Genomic DNA, 16,740 nt, shown 5'->3' with positions numbered 1-16,740 from the left:
TCCCCGGCCCATTCCCCCATCACCACGAAAACGAGTCTGGCCCCGCCGCTCACGCGGCGGGGCCAGAACCCCAAGATCTTCATGAGTCTTCTAGGACCAAGGTCCCAGGTGATCAGCGACTCGGGACAGGAGCCAAGGTGCTCCGAGCCCCTTACTCTGGCCGCATGGCAGCCCTGGAACCCCGCGACGCCGACGTCGCCCCGTCCGTCCCGCCGGTCGAATCCGTCGGTGTGCTGAGCCGGCCGTACCGGGCGCTCAGTGTCGGCATCGTCTCGGTCGTCGTGCTCATCGCCTTCGAGGCGACGGCCGTCGGCACCGCGATGCCGGTCGCGGCACGGGAGCTGGACGGGCTGTCGCTGTACGCCTTCGCGTTCTCCGGGTACTTCACCACCAGCCTCCTGGGCATGGTGCTGGCGGGCCAGTGGTCGGACCGCAACGGCCCTCTCACCTCGCTGACCTGCGGTATCGCCGCGTTCGCCACCGGGTTGCTGCTGTCCGGCACCGCCGGGGCGATGTGGCTGTTCATCCTGGGGCGGGCGGTTCAGGGGCTCGGCGGCGGCCTGGTCATCGTCGCCCTGTACGTCGTGGTCGGCCGCGCCTACCCGGAGCGCCTGCGACCGGCGATCATGGCCGCGTTCGCGGCGGGCTGGGTGGTGCCGACGGTGGTCGGCCCGCTGGCCGCGGGCGCGGTGACCGAACAGCTCGGCTGGCGCTGGGTGTTCATCGGCATCCCGGTGCTGGTGGTGTTCCCGCTGGCCCTCGCGCTGCCGCAGATACGGCGCCGGGCGGGCGGCCCCGCGAAGGAGGCCGTGGCCGCCCCCTTCGACGCCCGCCGCATTCGTCTCGCCTTCGGTATCTCGTTCGGCGCCGGGCTGCTGCAGTACGCCGCCCAGGACCTGCGCTGGGTCTCGCTCGTCCCCGGCGTCGCGGGCGCCGCGCTGCTCGTCCCGTCAGTCCTCCGGCTGCTTCCACGCGGCACCTACCGGGCGGCGCGGGGACTGCCGTCCGTGGTGCTGCTGCGGGGGGTGGCGGCGGGGGCCTTCGTCTCGGCGGAGAGCTTCATCCCGCTCATGCTCGTCACCGAGCGCGGGCTGTCACCGACGCTGGCCGGCTTCTCCCTCGCGGCGAGCGGCGGAAGCTGGGCCCTCGGGTCGTATCTCCAGTCGAGGCCGCGTCTGGAGGCGTACCGGGACCGGCTGATGACCCTCGGCATGATCGTGGTCGCGCTCGCGATCGTGGCCGCGCCGAGTGTGCTGGTGCACGCCGTGCCGGTGTGGATCGTCGCCGTCGCCTGGGGGTTCGGCTGCTTCGGCATGGGTCTGGTGATCTCCTCGACCAGCGTGCTGCTGCTGAAGCTGTCGCGCCCCGAGGAGGCGGGCGCCAACTCGGCCGCCCTGCAGATCTCCGACGGTCTGTCCAACGTGGTCCTGCTCGCCGCGGGCGGCGCCGCGTTCGCCGCGCTCGGCGGCGGCACGGTCGCGCCCACGGCGGCCGGGACGGGCGCCGGCGGCTCCCACCCGGCCGCCTTCGCCGCGGTGTTTTTGCCGATGGCGGTGGTCGCCCTGGTGGGGGCCTGGGTGGCGACCCGGCTGCACGAACGGTGATCCACCGGGGTCGTACTCCGTGATCTGTGACCCCTGTCGCACCATGGCCGGATGCGGCGCCGTCGGCCTCGGGGGCGGGTGAGCACACCGGTAGGGTGGCCCGGTTGTCATACGTAGCCGAGCCGCCCCAGACCCCCATCGAACCGGAGACCGTGACTACCTCCCGCCCGACAGCCGCCACCCTGGACGGCGAGCCGTCCAGGCCCGCCACCGCTTCCGCCACCGGCTCCTCGCACCACCTCTCGCCCGCCTTCCCCGGCCGCGCCCCCTGGGGCACCGCCAGCAAGCTGCGTGCCTGGCAGCAGGGGGCGATGGAGAAGTACGTCCAGGAGCAGCCGCGTGACTTCCTCGCCGTCGCCACGCCCGGCGCCGGCAAGACGACCTTCGCGCTGACGCTCGCGTCCTGGCTGCTGCACCACCATGTCGTGCAGCAGGTCACCGTGGTCGCGCCGACCGAGCATCTGAAGAAGCAGTGGGCGGAGGCGGCCGCGCGGATCGGGATCAAGCTCGACCCCGAGTACAGCGCGGGACCGCTCGGCCGGGAGTACCACGGCGTCGCCGTCACCTACGCGGGCGTCGGCGTGCGGCCCATGCTGCACCGCAACCGCGTGGAGCAGCGCAAGACGCTCGTCATCCTCGACGAGATCCACCACGCCGGTGACTCCAAGTCCTGGGGTGAGGCGTGTCTGGAGGCGTTCGAGCCCGCGACCCGCCGGCTCGCCCTGACCGGTACGCCGTTCCGGTCCGACACCAACCCCATCCCGTTCGTGGCGTACGAGGAGGGGAACGACGGAATCCGGCGGTCCGCCGCCGACTACACCTACGGATACGGGTCCGCGCTCGCCGACGGGGTCGTGCGGCCGGTCATCTTCCTCTCCTACAGCGGCAACATGCGCTGGCGCACCAAGGCGGGCGACGAGATCGCCGCCCGGCTCGGCGAGCCCATGACCAAGGACGCCGTCAGCCAGGCCTGGCGCACCGCCCTCGATCCGCGCGGCGACTGGATGCCGAGCGTGCTGCGCGCCGCCGATCAGCGGCTCACCGAGGTCCGCAAGGCCATCCCGGACGCGGGGGCCCTGGTCATCGCCTCCGACCAGGACTCGGCCCGCGCCTACGCGAAGCTCATCCGGGACATCACCGGGCACAGGGCGACCCTCGTGCTGTCCGACGACACGGGCGCCTCCGACCGCATCGACGAGTTCAGCGGCAGCGACGACCGCTGGATGGTCGCGGTCCGTATGGTGTCCGAGGGTGTCGACGTGCCACGGCTCGCCGTCGGTGTGTATGCGACCACCATCTCCACCCCGCTGTTCTTCGCCCAGGCCGTGGGCCGTTTCGTACGGTCCCGGCGCCGCGGCGAGACCGCCTCCGTGTTCCTCCCCACGGTGCCCGACCTGCTCACCTTCGCCAACGAGATGGAGCGGGAACGCGACCACGTCCTGGACAAGCCGAAGAAGGACGGCGAGGAGGACCCGTACGCCGAGTCCGAGAAGGAGATGGAGGAGGCCAACCGGGAGCAGGACGAGGACACCGGCGAGCAGGACATGCTGCCGTTCGAGGCGCTGGAGTCCGACGCCGTCTTCGACCGGGTCATGTACAACGGCGCCGAGTTCGGTATGCAGGCCCACCCGGGCAGCGAGGAGGAGCAGGACTACCTCGGCATCCCGGGCCTCTTGGAGCCGGAGCAGGTCGAGTTGCTGCTGCAGAAGCGGCAGGCCCGGCAGATCGCGCACAGCCGCAAGAAGCCGGACACGGACGCGGATCTGCTCGAACTGCCCGCCGAGCGGCGCCCGGTGGTCACCCACAAGGAGCTGCTGGAACTGCGCAAGCAGCTCAACACGATGGTCGGCGCCTACGTCCACCAGAGCGGCAAGCCGCACGGCGTGATCCACACCGAGCTGCGCCGGGTGTGCGGCGGCCCGCCGAGCGCCGAGTGCACCGCGGGCCAGCTGCGCCAGCGGATCGCCAAGGTCCAGGAGTGGGCCACGCGGATGCACTGAGCTGACGCTGTGCCGGGTGCCGGCCGCCGGGGTCCCCGGCAGCGGCACCCTTCGCGTACAGCCCGCCGTACGCCGTGCGCATCTCGCTGGAGACCGTGCGCATCCCGTCGCGAGCCGCTCATATATCACCGTAAAAGGAACCGATGCGTACCGGCCGTCGATCGGATTCTGGACAGAGCCTTCCGCTCAGCGAACCGTATCGCTACTGTCCCGCTACGCACACGCCCCGTGGCAGCGCCGCCGCGGAGCGCAGCCGTGAAGCGACCGAGCCCGGGGGCCGCCCGGGCCGCCGGCCGATCGGCGGCCTCTGACGCGCGTCGCCGGACGGGACCCGGTGACGCATCCGCCGCGAGGGGGCCGCCGTCCTCACCACTAAGGAGTGGGCGTCGTGACCGCGGAGACCTCCCAGACGCTGGACCGGGGCCTCAGAGTCCTCAAACTGCTCGCCGACACGGACCACGGGCTGACGGTCACCGAGCTGTCCACCCGACTGGGGGTCAACCGGACCGTGGTGTACCGGCTGCTGGCCACGCTGGAGCAGCACTCCCTGGTCCGCCGCGACCTGGGGGGCCGCGCCCGGGTCGGGCTCGGTGTGCTCCGCCTCGGCCGCCAGGTGCACCCGCTCGTACGGGAGGCCGCGATGCCCGCACTGCGGGCGCTGGCCGAGGACATCGGCGCGACCGCGCACCTCACCCTGGTCGACGGCGCGGAGGCGCTGGCCGTCGCCGTGGTCGAGCCGTCGTGGACCGACTACCACGTGGCGTACCGGGCCGGGTTCCGGCATCCGCTCGACCGGGGAGCCGCGGGCCGGGCGATACTCGCCGCCCGTCGCCAGCAGGTCACCGAGACCGGCTACACGCTGACCCACGGGGAGTTGGAGACGGGCGCGAGCGGGGCGGCGGCGCCGCTGCTCGGGGTGAACGGGGTCGAGGGCAGCGTGGGGGTCGTCATGCTGTCGGACACGGTGCCGGAGCGGGTCGGGCCGCGGGTGGTGGACGCGGCCCGGGAGGTGGCGGAGGCGCTGCGCTGACGGGCTGCCGGATCAGCGGCCCAGCACCCTCAACTGGAGCCACAGCACCAGCCGTTCGTCCGGATCGTGCACATCGACGCCGAGCTGCCGATGGATCTGCTTGAGGCGGTAGCGGCAGGTGTTGGGGTGCACCCCCAGCCGCTCGGCCGCGCCCGCCATGTCGCATCCGGCCTCGAACCACGCCAGCAGAGTGTGCGCGTGGGCGGTGCCGTGCGCGGCGTCGTGGTCCAGCACCGCCCGCCACGCCCCGGCACTCAGCTCCCGGCTTTCCCGCATCACTTCGGCCAGCCTCAGCAGGGTGATCCGGGGTCGTACCTCGGTCACGCACGCCACCGGCAGCTCCCGTCCGAGCACACGCAGGACCAGGTCCGCGTCGGCCCGGGACGCCGGCGCGCCGGCGAGCGAGGACACCACCTCACCGAGCCCGGCCCGTACCGGCACCCGCAGCGCCTGCCCGGCCCGCCGCACGATGTCCTCGGCCAGATGCCGGTGCCGCTGCGCGCGTTCGCCGGACGCGGGCAGCATCGCGTACACGACCCCGTCGACGAGTACGCACGCGTGCCGCCCGTAGCGGGCCTCGCACTGCAGGCGTACGAGGTCCAGCAGCCGCAGCGCGGTCTGTTCGCCGTCCGGCGCGGACGCCGGGGAGTCCGGTACGAACGCGGCGACCCGTACCGCGTCGAGGCCGAGCCGGTGCCCGGCCGCGGCCGGGTCGGCGGTGCCGTCGAGGAGCCGGCGCAGCAGATCGCCGTCCTGGTGCCGGGCCAGATCCCGCGCGGCGCGCGCCCGCAGCAGAAGCAGCGCCGCCGTGGACGCGCCTCGCGTCAGCGCCTCCTCGGCGTCGGGCGCGAGCCGGCCGTCGTCCACGATCCAGAGCGAGCCCAGGGTCTCGCCCCCGGCGCGGACGGCGACCGCGAGCCGGGGCAGCGCGCCCGCGAGCGCCGGGAGCCGCACCGGGCCGGGCGCGGCGAAGACGGTCCGGTACTGCTCGGTGTTCTCCGGGCTCCCGGGCACCCGGAGCCCCAGGATGCCCTGGCGGCGGTCCTCGTCCGTGGCCTGTCCCGGCACCGTGGAGTAGGCGAGGATCCGCTGCCCCGGATCCTCGATCGTCGTGGCCCCGCCGACCGCCGCGGCCACCGCGTCGGCCAGCGCGAACAGTTCCCCGCGGGCGTCCCCGCCGCCGGTCGCGGGGCGGGCGCCGATCGCCGACGCGAGCAGCAGGTGCACCTGGTGCCAGGCCGCGTCCTCGTCGACCGAGAGCAGGGCGACCCCGGCCGCCTCGGCCTCGGCGACCGGCCCGTCCGTGCCGCGTACGACGACACCCGTCATCCCCGCCGCCGCGGCGGCCCGGGTCAGCGGTCCGGCGTCCGCTCCCGGCACGCCCACCGCGAGCAGCAGGGCGCCGGGCGCCCGGGGGAGTGGGGCGTGGGCGTCGTACAGCAGTGCCTCGGTGACCGGCGCCGACAGTCCGGCGGGCGCGGTGCGCAGCCGTACGGAGGGCTCGCCGACCACGTCCAGCAGATCGCCGAGAGTGCCGACGTCCACGGGGTCACGTCCTTCGTATGTTGGCCGATCTCCCCATGAACGTACGCACTCTTTGGCCGCCCGCACAACGCGAGGGCGTACCACGGGCCCCGAGACTCGATCCATGACTGCAGAGACGGAACCGGCGGACCCGGCGGACCCGGCGAACCCGACGGACCGGACGGAGCTGTCCGTGGCGCAGGAGCGGGCGGCCCGGCTCGCGGAGGGGTCCGCCCGTGCCGCGGACGTCCACCTCCGTACGGTCGAGGGCGTGGCCGCTCTCGCCGCCGTGGCCGACTACTTCAGCGACGTCTGGCGCACGCCCCGCAGCTCCCCGCCGCTGCCGGCCGAGGTGCTGCACAGCGTGGTGCACGCGGGCGGGGCCGTGCACGCCGCGTACACCGCCGACGGGGGCCGGCTCGCCGGGGCCTGCGCCGCGGTGTTCGGGCCACCGGCCGAGGCGGACGCGTACTCCCTGCTGGCGGCGGCCGACCCGGGCCTCGGGCCCGTGGTGAAGCAGGCGCAGCGCGCCTGGCTGCTGGGGCGTGGCGCCCGCACCCTGCGCTGGACCTTCGACCCGCTGGTCGCCCGTAACGCCCGCTTCAACCTGGTGAAGCTGGGCGCGACCGGCACGGAGTACCTGGTCGACTTCTACGGCCCGATGGCCGACGGTGTGAACGACGGCGACGAGAGCGACCGGCTCACGGTGACCTGGGACCTGGTGGCACCGCGCCACGCGTCCGCACCCGCCTTCGTCACCCCGGCCCCCGACCCGACGCGAACGGCGGAGACCGCCACGGCCCCCGACGGCGGGCCGCTCGCCCGTCGCTCCCCCGACGACCGAACCCTGTGGTGCCGAGTCCCCCCTGACGTGGTCGCCCTGCGCGCCACCGACCCGGCGCTCGCGCTGCGCTGGCGGCACGCCGTGCGCGAGGTGTTCACCAAGGCCTTCGCCGAGGGGTTCACGGCCACGGGCATGTCCCGGGACGGCTGGTACACGCTCACCCGCGAGGAGGGGGCCCCGGTATGAGACTGGAACGCGTCGAGCTCGTGCGTGTGGCGATCCCGCTCGTCACCCCGTTCCGCACCTCCTTCGGGACCATGACCACGAAGGACACCTTCCTGCTCCACGTCGTCACCGACGCCGCCGAGGGCTGGTCGGAGTTCGCGGCCGATCCCGAACCGCTGTACTGCTCCGAGTTCGTGGCCGGCGCGGAGATCGTCCTGCGTGAGTTCCTGCTGCCGCGCGCCGCCGCGCTGCCGCACCTCACCACGGCCGCGCTCGCTCCGGCCATGGCGGGGATCAAGGGCCACGAGCTGGCGAAGGCGGCCCTGGAGACGGCGGTCCTGGACGCGGAACTGCGCGTGTACGGCATGTCGCTCGCGACCTATCTGGGCGCGGTACGGGACCGGGTGCCGGCCGGGGTGTCCGTCGGCATCAAGGACTCGGTGCCCCAACTGCTGGACGACGTCGAGCGCTGTCTCGCCGAGGGATATGTGCGGATCAAGCTGAAGATCGAACCGGGTTGGGACGTGGAGCCCGTACGGGCCGTCCGTGAGCGTTTCGGGGAGGCGCTGCCCCTCCAGGTCGACGCGAACACGGCGTACACGCTCGCCGACGCCGAACACCTGCGCAGGCTGGACGAGTTCGGGCTGCTGCTGATCGAGGAGCCGTTGGAGGAGAACAATCTGCACGCGCACGCCCTGCTCCAGCGGCGGATCACCACACCCGTCTGCCTGGACGAGTCCCTGCACTCCGCCCGCGACACCGCCTCCGCGATCGCCCTCGACGCCTGCCGGGTCGTGAACGTGAAGCCCGCGCGGGTCGGCGGCTATCCGGAGGCCCGTCGTGTGCACGACGTGGCGCGGGCGCACGGGGTGCCGGTGTGGTGCGGCGGCATGCTGGAGACGGGCATCGGGCGCGCACCCAATCTGGCCCTGGCCGCCCTGCCGGGCTTCACACTCCCCGGCGACACCTCGGCGTCCGCGCGCTACTTCGCCGAGGACATCACCGAGCCGTTCGTGCTCCGGGACGGCCATCTGCCGGTGCCCTCCGCACCCGGGATCGGTGTAGCACCCCTCCCGGACGCACTACGGCGCTTCACCACGGACCGAAGGGATCTCTACCGCGACTGACCGGCGCTGGGGCCCGCCTGCGCTCGCTCTGACCGGCGCTGGTGCCACCCGCCCCCCGGTATGACCGCGGCCCGGGTCACTTGCCCTCCGGTATGACCGGCGCCCGGGTCGCTTGCCGTCTGGTATGACCGGGGCCCGGGTCGCTTGCCGTCTGGTATGACCGGGGCCCGGGTCGCTTGCCGTCTGGTATGACCGGCGCCCGGGTCGCTTGCCGTCCGGTATGACCGGGGCCCGGGTCACCCGCCCTCCGGTATGACCGCCGCCGGGTCCGACCGGCACGTGGCCGGAACCCGTCCTCGCGTTAGATTGATCCCGTGCTCTCTCGCCTCTCCCGCCCCAAGGCCGTCGCCGTCTGCGCCCTGCCCGTCGTGGCCCTGCTCGCCACGGCGGTGTTCGCGCCGCTGCCGTTCGCCGTGGCGCAGCCCGGCATGACGGCGAACGTCCTCGGCGAGAACAAGGGCGCCCCCGTGATCACGATCAGCGGGGCACCCATGCGTACGACGACGGGCCAGCTGCGGATGACGACGATCGAGGCGACCGGCCCCGACACCTCCGTCTCGCTCGGCGACGTGATCGACGGCTGGTTCCGCACGGACCGTGCGGTGCTGCCGCGCGACGCGGTGTACCCGAGCGGCAACAGCGTCAAGGAGATCGAGCAGCACAACGCCCAGCAGATGCAGCAGTCCCAGGACGCGGCCAGCCGGGCGGCACTGAAGTACCTGCACGTCAGCGACAAGGACGTCAAGGTCACGCTGAGGCTCGCGGACGTCGGCGGTCCGAGCGCGGGCCTGCTGTTCACCCTCGGGATCATCGACAAGCTGGACGGCGACGGCGCCGGCGGCGACCTCACGGGCGGCCGCACCGTCGCCGGTACGGGCACGATCGACGCCGCCGGCGACGTGGGCGCGGTCGGCGGGGTCGCCCTCAAGGTGCAGGCCGCCCGCCGTGACGGCGCGACGGTCTTCCTGGTCCCGAAGGAGGAGTGCACCGACGCGCGGGCGGAACTGCCCAAGGGCCTGCGCCTGGTCCCGGTGACCACCCTGAACGAGGCGGTCGAGTCGCTGGTGGCCCTGGAGAAGGGCAAGTCGGTACCGAGCTGTTAGACCCGCCGGTACCGGGCCGTCAGACCTGCGGGACGGCGACGCTCCGGGGCGGGGACACGAGCCGCAGCCCGACCTCGACGAGGGTCCAGCCGAGGCGTACCCGCAGGTCCCGGGGCGGCCTGGCGTCAAGGGCGCGCCCATGGGCGTATGCCTGGGCCTGGAGTTCGGTGGCGCGGGCGCGGTGCAGTGCGAGGTGGATCTCGGGGTGCATCGGCGGTGCCTCTCAGTCCGTGGCGAGGGGGAAGGCGTGGGTGTGGATGCGGACCGTCTCCGCGTCGGGGGCGTCCTCGGCGGCGGGCAGGCTGCGGTAGCTGTCCACGACCGCGTGCAGCTTCTCGACGAGTTCGCGGGTGAGTTCCGGGGTCAGCCGTAGGGTCATGCTGCTCATGTCCGTGCTCCGGCCCCACTGCTCGGACCACTCGTGCCGGGTGCCGAGCCAGGTCGACACCTCCCGTGCGTGGGTCGTGGCGAGTTCGTGGAGATAGAAGTCGGCCGCGCCCCGGACGGCCGGGTTGGCGTCCTCGAGCAGATCGTCGTCGAAGCGCAGGCCCTGAACGGCCGCCTGCCACCACCGCTCGCGCCCCATGCCCTGTTCCGGGGCGTCCTCGACGAAGCCGTGCGCCGCGAGCTGGCGCAGGTGGTAGCTGGTGGCGCCGCTCGACTCGCCCAGTCTCGCGGCGAGTTGGGACGCGGTGGCGGGGCCGCCGAAGCGCAGGGCGTCCAGCAGGCGCATGCGCAGCGGGTGGGCGAGCCCGCGCAGTGAGCGGGCGTCGAGCTGATGGACACGACGGTCGTCGGGCTGATCGGGCATGAGTACAAAGAAACTGTTGCAAAGAAATGCTTGCAACGGTTTCTTTGCAAGGGTTTGCGTGTCGGGCGGCGCTTCCGTCTGTGTCAGGGGGTGCTCCGGGGCTCTTCAGGAGCCTCCTGTTCCGCTATGTTGTTACCGCTCCGTAGTTCACGCCTCAACCAGGCATTGCAGCCCTAATTGTGGCATGTGCATGCCCGAAATGGCCCGGGACGCCGCGCCGCGCCCCTTTCGCACCCCCGCTACCGAAAGCCCACCACTCCGTGACCGTCTCTCTTTACGAGGTCCGACCGGCCGGTCGGCATGCGGCAGTGCCCACAGGCAGTCTGTTCCGGCGGGTCTACGCACCGCGCGCCTGCGACGCGCTCGCCTACTCCATGGCGACGTACGCCATGCCGCTCGTGGTGCTGGCGACCACCGGCTCCGCGTCCCTGACGGGTCTGGCGTTCGCGCTGGAGTGGATACCCCGGGTGGCCGCGTTCAGCTTCGCCGGCGACCTGGTGGACCGCAGCGGCGCGGCCATCGTGTGCTTCCTCGCCTCGCTCCTGCGGGCCCTGCTGGTGGCGGGCGCCGGTGTCGTCCTGGTCATGCTGCCCCGGGGGACGGCCGAGACCGTGACCGTCATGGCGCTGGCCGCCGTGACCGGTGCCCTCACCCAGTTCAGCTTCATCGCCAACGAGGCGGTCGGCGCCATCGTCAGCCGCCGCTCCGAAGGGCAGTCCCACAAGGTGCAGTCGGTGCTGATCGGCATCGACCAGACGGCGACCCTCGTCGGCCCCGCCCTGGGCGGCGTCCTGCTGCTGACCGGACCGACCCGCATGCTCGCCTGCCTGAGCGTGCTGTCCTTCCTGTCGGCCGGGCTCGCCCTGCAGACCCCGCCCACCCCCCTGCGCGCCGGACGCGGCGGCGGACAGGGGACGGGCGGAGGCATGCGGGAAGGCTGGAGCACGCTGCGGTCACTCCCGTCCCTGCGCCGGCTCGTGACCGGGCTGGCCTTCTCCAACCTCGCGCTCGGTCTGCTGCAGTCGGCGAGTCCCGTCCTCGTGGAGGGCCGCTTCGGCCGTTCCCCGGCCGCCGTCGGCACGCTCTGGTCGGTGGCCGCCGCCGCCACCCTGGTCGTGATCACCTGCTGCCGGTTCGCGCTGAACCGGGCGGGCCTGTGGGGGGTCGGCGTCATCAGCGGGACGGTCGCGGCCGCCGCCTGCCTCGCCGTGCCCTGGGCCCCCTCCTACGCCGGCTACACGGCCCTCGTGGCCCTGTTCATGGCCGCCGACGGAGGCCTCACCGTCGTCCTGCGCACCCTGCGCTCGCTGATCATCCCGCCCGCGGCCTTCGGTACGACCCTCTCCCTGACGATCCTCATCCTGCTGCTGCCCTTCCCCGTGGCGGGCCTCGTGCTGGCCCTCACCCCGCCGCCCTATCTGACCGACGTCATGGGCGCGTGCGCCGCGGTGCAGGGCCTGACCCTGCTGATCACCTTCGTACGACTGCGCCATGACCCGGTGCTCCGCGCCACGGCGAACCCGGTCCCCCGCGAGGCCTGACTCCGCCGGGAGCCGTCAGCCCCGCTCCCGGTCCTGCGCCGCCTGTTCCACCAGAGGGATGATCCGCAGCGGAACCGGGTTCTCCATGACGATCGCCGTCGAGGCGCGGACGATGCCCTCGAAGCCGACCACCCGGTCGATCACCCGCTGGAGGTCGGCGTTCGAGCGGGCCACCAGGCGGCACAGCATGTCACCGCTGCCGGTGGTGGTGTGCAGTTCCAGGACCTCGGGCACGGTCGCCAGATGGGCCCGCACGTCCGGACCCTGGCCCTGGCGGATCTGGAGCGTCGCGAACGCCGTGACGGGGTAGCCGAGCGCGGCCGGGTCCACCTCCGGCCCGAAGCCGCGGACCACCCCCTGGGACTGGAGCCGGTCCAGACGTGCCTGGACCGTGCCGCGGGCGACCCCGAGCCGCCGGGACATCTCCAGCACCCCGATACGCGGCTCGCGCGCCAGCAACACGATGAGCCGGGCGTCCAGATGATCGATCGCCACACCGCACTCCCCGATGGTCATCCTGTACAGAACGCCCGGCTATCCGGGCTCCCCACTGTGCAGAATGCCCAGCTGATACGCAAACTATTGCGCACCTTGCGGAGACGGGTGAGGCTGCCGACATGACGCAGACCACACACCACACCCCGGACACCGCGCGTGAGGCAGACCCCTTCCCGGTGAAGGGAATGGACGCGGTCGTCTTCGCCGTGGGCAACGCCAAGCAGGCCGCGCACTACTACTCCACCGCCTTCGGAATGCGGCTCGTCGCCTACTCCGGACCGGAGACCGGCAGCCGCGAGACCGCCTCGTACGTCCTGGAGAACGGCTCCGCCCGTTTCGTCTTCACCTCGGTCGTCAAGCCCGCCACGGAGTGGGGCGGCTTCCTCGCCCGGCATGTGGCCGAGCACGGCGACGGCGTGATCGACCTCGCCATCGAGGTCCCGGACGCACGCGCGGCGTACGCGTACGCGATCGAGCACGGCGCCGCCTCGGTCGCCGAGCCGTACGAGATGAAGGACGAGCACGGCACCGTCGTCCTGGCCGCGATCGCCACCTACGGCGAGACCCGCCACACCCTGGTCGAGCGCACCGGCTACGACGGCCCCTACCTCCCCGGCTACGCCGCCGCCGACCCGATCGTCGAGCCGCCGGCCCACCGCACCTTCCAGGCGATCGACCACTGCGTCGGCAACGTCGAACTCGGCCACATGAACGAGTGGGTCGAGTTCTACAACAAGGTCATGGGCTTCACGAACATGAAGGAGTTCGTGGGCGACGACATCGCGACCGAGTACAGCGCGCTGATGTCGAAGGTGGTGGCCGACGGGACCCTCAAGGTCAAGTTCCCGATCAACGAGCCCGCGATCGCCAAGAAGAAGTCCCAGATCGACGAGTACCTGGAGTTCTACGGCGGCCCCGGCGTCCAGCACATCGCGCTCAACACGAACGACATCGTGCGCACGGTCCGCACGATGCGCGAGGCGGGCGTGCAGTTCCTCGACACCCCGGACTCGTACTACGACACCCTCGGCGAGTGGGTCGGCGACACCCGCGTCCCCGTCGAGACCCTGCGCGAGCTGAAGATCCTCGCCGACCGTGACGAGGACGGCTATCTCCTGCAGATCTTCACCAAGCCGGTCCAGGACCGTCCGACGGTGTTCTTCGAGATCATCGAGCGCCACGGCTCCATGGGCTTCGGCAAGGGCAACTTCAAGGCCCTGTTCGAGGCGATCGAGCGCGAGCAGGAGAAGCGCGGAAACCTGTGACCCGCCCACCCGTGCCTCCGGGGTCCTGACCCCCGGGCCTCCGGGACCCTGACGACGGGGTCCCGGAGGGGCCGACGGCGGGCGTCCTCGTGAGGGTTTCCGTGGGGGTTCCCACCGCCGCCCCCGAGTGCGACGCTGTGATCATGAGCCGTATCGAAGCCCCGCGCGACGAAGTCACCGGCGATCTCCTCGACCGCCTCCGAGCGGGCCTGCCCGACGCGGCCGTCCTGGCCGATCCCGACGTCACGGCCTCGTACGGACACGACATGGCGAGCTTCTGCGCGGCCGGCACCCCGGCCGTGGTCGTGCTGCCGCGCACCGTCGAGCAGGTCCAGCACGTCCTGCGGACCGCCACCGACCTGCGGATCCCGGTCGTCCCGCAGGGCGCCCGCACCGGACTGTCGGGCGGCGCGAACGCCTCCGACGGCTGCATCGTGCTCTCGCTCACCAAGATGGACCGGATCCTGGAGATCAATCCGGTCGACCGCATCGCCGTGGTCGAGCCCGGCGTCATCAACGCCACGCTCTCCCACGCGGTGGGGGAACACGGCCTCTTCTACCCGCCGGACCCCTCCAGCTGGGAGATGTGCACGATCGGCGGCAACATCGGCACGGCCTCCGGCGGCCTGTGCTGCGTCAAGTACGGGGTCACGGCCGAGTACGTCCTCGGCCTCGACGTCGTGCTCGCCGACGGGCGTCTGCTGTCCACCGGCCGCCGCACCGCCAAGGGCGTCGCCGGATACGACCTCACCCGCCTCTTCGTCGGCTCCGAGGGCTCGCTCGGCATCGTGGTCCGCGCGGTCCTCGCCCTGAAGCCGAAGCCGCCCCAACAGCTGGTGCTGGCCGCGGAGTTCGCGTCGGCGGCCGACGCCTGCGACGCCGTCTGCCGGATCATGACGGCCAGGCATGTGCCGTCCCTGCTCGAACTGATGGACCGTACGACTCTCAAGGCCGTCAACGACCTCGCGCACATGGGCCTGCCGGAATCCACCGAGGCCCTGCTGCTCGTCGCCTTCGACACCCCGGACCCGACCGCCGACCTCGCTGCGGTCGGCGCGCTGTGCGAGGCCGCGGGCGCCACCCAGGTCGTCCCGGCCGACGACGCGGCCGAGTCCGAACTCCTGCTGAAGGCGCGCCGTCTGTCGCTCACCGCGCTGGAGGCGGTCAAGGGCACGACGATGATCGACGACGTGTGCGTGCCCCGCTCCCGGCTCGGCGACATGCTCGAAGGGGTCGAGCGGATCGCCGGGAAGCACGGGCTCACCATCGGGGTCTGCGCGCACGCGGGCGACGGCAACACCCACCCGACCGTCTGCTTCGACGCCCAGGACCCCGACGAGTCGCGGCGCGCCCGCGAGTCCTTCGACGAGATCATGCAACTCGGCCTGGAACTCGGCGGAACCATCACCGGCGAGCACGGGGTGGGCCTGCTGAAGAGGGAGTGGCTGGCCCGCGAGATCGGCCCGGTGGGCGTGGAGACGCATCGGGCGATCAAACAGGTCTTCGACCCCCTGGGCATCCTGAACCCGGGCAAGGTCTTCTGAGCCGAGCCCGCAGGAGAGCCCACGGAAGGGCCCGCTGGTACGAACGCGCGTTTACGAGAACTTTCTTTCGGCGTGTGTTCCGGGTATGTGAAGGGCGTGCGCGCTATCGCCCGGAAAGGGGTGGGTACGGCCGGAGAGGCCGTACTGCCTGCCCGCTTCTGATAGATGTGGATGCCCACACAAAGCTGTGGATGCCCAGACAACCCCCCGAGCAGATACGGGACGACGGACATGAGCGCCCCCACCCCGGCACCCGGTGACGACAGGCCCCGCGAAGGGTACTACCCGGATCCGTCCATTCCCGGATACGTCCGGTACTGGAACGGGGTCGCCTGGGTACCCGGCACCAGTCGGCCGGCACCCGCCGACGGCACAGCCCCGGCCCCGCCCGGCGCGGGCCCCGCGGAGCCCTCCGTGGAGGCGACGGGCCCGCACTTCTTCGACGAGGACCCGGTCGGCCGGGCCGATCCGGCGAGTGCGTCCGGAGGCGCGGCGCAGGCCTCGCACGACAACCGCCAGGAGCCCGCCTCGGCCTGGGGCGCCGACCGCTCCCGGCAGTCCGGGTTCGGCGGCGAGCCGGACCGCCGGGTGTCCTGGGGCGCGGCCGAGGCCGCCGACCCGCGGCTGCCGGGCGCGGGTGCGCCCGACGCCAGGGCGAACCGGACGGACGGCACCGCCACCGTCCCGCCCGCCGCGACCGGATCCGCCCCGGGCGCCGAGGAACCCGCCCCCACCGAGAGCACCATGACGATCCGTGCGCTCTCCCCGCGCACGGGGGAGCAGAGCAGAAGCGCGGGGGCGGCCGGTTCCGCCACGGGTCAGTCCGCCGCGCGTACGCCTGACGCCCAGGCCGCCGCCCGCCAGGCGCTCGGCCTGGACCCGGAGGCGCCGAAGGTCACCCCGCCGCGGGCGGCCCCGGCGCCCCAGGCCCAGCCGGCCCCGGCGCCCCGGGCGCCCGCGGCGGGGGCGCCGGTCCCGCAGCAGGCCGGCTCGCTCTCCCAGCAACCGGCGGCGAGCCTGCCGCAGCAGTCCGGTCCCGCGACGGGACCCGGCGCGCCCATGACCGCGGGACCCGGCGGTGGCCAGCCCTCCTGGGCGCAGCAGGTGCACCAGCTCGCGGACGGCAGCGACCGGCCGCCCGCTCCGTGGAAGCCGCCGGTGGACGACCCGTTCCTGGCGGCCGCCCGGGCGCAGGCGGCGGCCCGGCCCGCGGGCCTCGGCAAGCGGCTGGCCGCCCGGCTGCTGGACACCCTGGTCCTGGCGGCGGTCACGGGTGCGGCCGCGGTCCCGCTGGCCGGCAAGGCGATCGACCACATCAACGGCAAGATCGACGCGGCCCGGCTGTCCGGGCGGACCGTCACGGTCTGGCTGCTGGACGGCACGACCTCGGTCTATCTCGGCATCGTGCTCGCCGTGCTGCTCGGCTTCGGTGTGCTCTACGAGGTGCTGCCCACCGCCCGGTGGGGCAGCACGCTCGGCAAGAAGCTGTGCGGACTCGAGGTGCGGGACATCGAGGGCCATGAGCCGCCGGCCTTCGGGCCGGCCCTGCGTCGCTGGCTGGTCTACAGCATTCCGGGTGTGCTGGGTGTCGGTGTCGTCGGTGTCCTGTGGTGCATGTTCGACCGTCCCTGGCGCCAGTGCTGGCACGACAAGGCCGCACACACGTTCGTGGCGGGCTGACCCG

General features: G+C 72.8%; 14 protein-coding genes. 10 read left to right on the top strand and 4 right to left on the bottom strand.

Translation table 11 applies throughout. The features are described from left to right. Positions 1–164: 164 nt before the first annotated feature. From ACFY2Z_RS15865 to ACFY2Z_RS15855, 3 genes are all read left to right on the top strand, one after another. Positions 165–1,604, top strand: coding sequence for an MFS transporter (locus tag ACFY2Z_RS15865; protein ID WP_390744740.1), 1,440 nt, complete (start codon positions 165–167; stop codon positions 1,602–1,604). Positions 1,605–1,786: 182 nt separating this feature from the next. Next, entirely contained in the window at positions 1,787–3,604 is a 1,818-nt protein-coding gene (locus tag ACFY2Z_RS15860; RefSeq protein WP_390744755.1) for a DEAD/DEAH box helicase, read from the top strand. Between the two features lie 388 nt (positions 3,605–3,992). Next, positions 3,993–4,634, top strand: coding sequence for an IclR family transcriptional regulator (locus tag ACFY2Z_RS15855; protein ID WP_390744739.1), 642 nt, complete (start codon positions 3,993–3,995; stop codon positions 4,632–4,634). A gap of 12 nt (positions 4,635–4,646) precedes the next feature. On the opposite strand, the gene ACFY2Z_RS15850 is transcribed toward ACFY2Z_RS15855, so the two are convergent. Next, entirely contained in the window at positions 4,647–6,179 is a 1,533-nt protein-coding gene (locus ACFY2Z_RS15850) for a PucR family transcriptional regulator (RefSeq protein ID WP_390744738.1), read from the bottom strand. A gap of 103 nt (positions 6,180–6,282) precedes the next feature. On the opposite strand from ACFY2Z_RS15850, the gene ACFY2Z_RS15845 reads away from it, so the two are divergent. The 3 genes from ACFY2Z_RS15845 to ACFY2Z_RS15835 all read left to right on the top strand — a co-directional run bounded on the left by ACFY2Z_RS15845 (position 6,283) and on the right by ACFY2Z_RS15835 (position 9,397). Continuing rightward, positions 6,283–7,188 (top strand): chorismate synthase, encoded by a 906-nt coding sequence (locus ACFY2Z_RS15845; protein WP_390744737.1) that lies wholly within the window; start codon positions 6,283–6,285, stop codon positions 7,186–7,188. Further along, positions 7,185–8,294 carry an o-succinylbenzoate synthase gene (gene menC, locus ACFY2Z_RS15840; protein WP_390744736.1) on the top strand — a complete coding sequence of 370 codons (1,110 nt, stop codon included), beginning with the start codon at positions 7,185–7,187 and terminating at the stop codon, positions 8,292–8,294. The genes ACFY2Z_RS15845 and menC overlap by 4 nt, the downstream gene beginning before the upstream one ends. A gap of 314 nt (positions 8,295–8,608) precedes the next feature. Further along, positions 8,609–9,397: a S16 family serine protease gene (locus ACFY2Z_RS15835; RefSeq protein ID WP_390744735.1), complete on the top strand. Its 789-nt coding sequence runs from the start codon at positions 8,609–8,611 to the stop codon at positions 9,395–9,397. A 19-nt stretch (positions 9,398–9,416) separates the two neighbouring features. On the opposite strand, the gene ACFY2Z_RS15830 is transcribed toward ACFY2Z_RS15835, so the two are convergent. Beyond that, on the bottom strand, positions 9,417–9,608 hold the full coding sequence (locus ACFY2Z_RS15830) for a hypothetical protein (protein ID WP_390744734.1): 192 nt from the start codon (positions 9,606–9,608) through the stop codon (positions 9,417–9,419). Positions 9,609–9,620: 12 nt separating this feature from the next. Next, entirely contained in the window at positions 9,621–10,208 is a 588-nt protein-coding gene (locus tag ACFY2Z_RS15825) for an ArsR/SmtB family transcription factor (protein WP_390744733.1), read from the bottom strand. Positions 10,209–10,468: 260 nt separating this feature from the next. Between ACFY2Z_RS15825 and ACFY2Z_RS15820 the strand changes: the two genes are divergently transcribed. After that, entirely contained in the window at positions 10,469–11,749 is a 1,281-nt protein-coding gene (locus ACFY2Z_RS15820; RefSeq protein ID WP_390744732.1) for an MFS transporter, read from the top strand. A 15-nt stretch (positions 11,750–11,764) separates the two neighbouring features. Here the strand turns inward: ACFY2Z_RS15820 and ACFY2Z_RS15815 are convergent, their stop codons facing one another. After that, on the bottom strand, positions 11,765–12,244 hold the full coding sequence (locus ACFY2Z_RS15815; protein ID WP_311692346.1) for an Lrp/AsnC family transcriptional regulator: 480 nt from the start codon (positions 12,242–12,244) through the stop codon (positions 11,765–11,767). Positions 12,245–12,366: 122 nt separating this feature from the next. On the opposite strand from ACFY2Z_RS15815, the gene hppD reads away from it, so the two are divergent. The 3 genes from hppD to ACFY2Z_RS15800 all read left to right on the top strand — a co-directional run bounded on the left by hppD (position 12,367) and on the right by ACFY2Z_RS15800 (position 16,736). Next, positions 12,367–13,512 carry a 4-hydroxyphenylpyruvate dioxygenase gene (gene hppD / locus ACFY2Z_RS15810; RefSeq protein WP_390744731.1) on the top strand — a complete coding sequence of 382 codons (1,146 nt, stop codon included), beginning with the start codon at positions 12,367–12,369 and terminating at the stop codon, positions 13,510–13,512. Between the two features lie 137 nt (positions 13,513–13,649). Further along, positions 13,650–15,056, top strand: coding sequence for an FAD-binding oxidoreductase (locus ACFY2Z_RS15805; protein ID WP_390744754.1), 1,407 nt, complete (start codon positions 13,650–13,652; stop codon positions 15,054–15,056). A 231-nt stretch (positions 15,057–15,287) separates the two neighbouring features. Next, entirely contained in the window at positions 15,288–16,736 is a 1,449-nt protein-coding gene (locus tag ACFY2Z_RS15800) for an RDD family protein (RefSeq protein WP_390744730.1), read from the top strand. Positions 16,737–16,740: the final 4 nt, after the last annotated feature.

The sequence above is a fragment of the Streptomyces sp. NPDC001222 genome (genome assembly GCF_042896945.1).
GTDB lineage: Bacteria > Actinomycetota > Actinomycetes > Streptomycetales > Streptomycetaceae > Streptomyces > Streptomyces gibsoniae.
This window is presented reverse-complemented; position numbering and strand designations above follow the sequence as displayed.

Excerpts from the sequence above, each read along its gene's own strand:
- ACFY2Z_RS15865 (WP_390744740.1), top strand. The coding sequence starts at position 165 with ATGGCAGCCCTGGAACCCCGCGACGCCGACGTCGCCCCGTCCGTCCCG.
- menC (WP_390744736.1), top strand. The coding sequence starts at position 7,185 with ATGAGACTGGAACGCGTCGAGCTCGTGCGTGTGGCGATCCCGCTCGTC.
- ACFY2Z_RS15825 (WP_390744733.1), bottom strand. The coding sequence starts at position 10,208 with ATGCCCGATCAGCCCGACGACCGTCGTGTCCATCAGCTCGACGCCCGC.
- ACFY2Z_RS15800 (WP_390744730.1), top strand. The coding sequence starts at position 15,288 with ATGAGCGCCCCCACCCCGGCACCCGGTGACGACAGGCCCCGCGAAGGG.
- ACFY2Z_RS15830 (WP_390744734.1), bottom strand. The coding sequence starts at position 9,608 with ATGCACCCCGAGATCCACCTCGCACTGCACCGCGCCCGCGCCACCGAA.
- hppD (WP_390744731.1), top strand. The coding sequence starts at position 12,367 with ATGACGCAGACCACACACCACACCCCGGACACCGCGCGTGAGGCAGAC.
- ACFY2Z_RS15845 (WP_390744737.1), top strand. The coding sequence starts at position 6,283 with ATGACTGCAGAGACGGAACCGGCGGACCCGGCGGACCCGGCGAACCCG.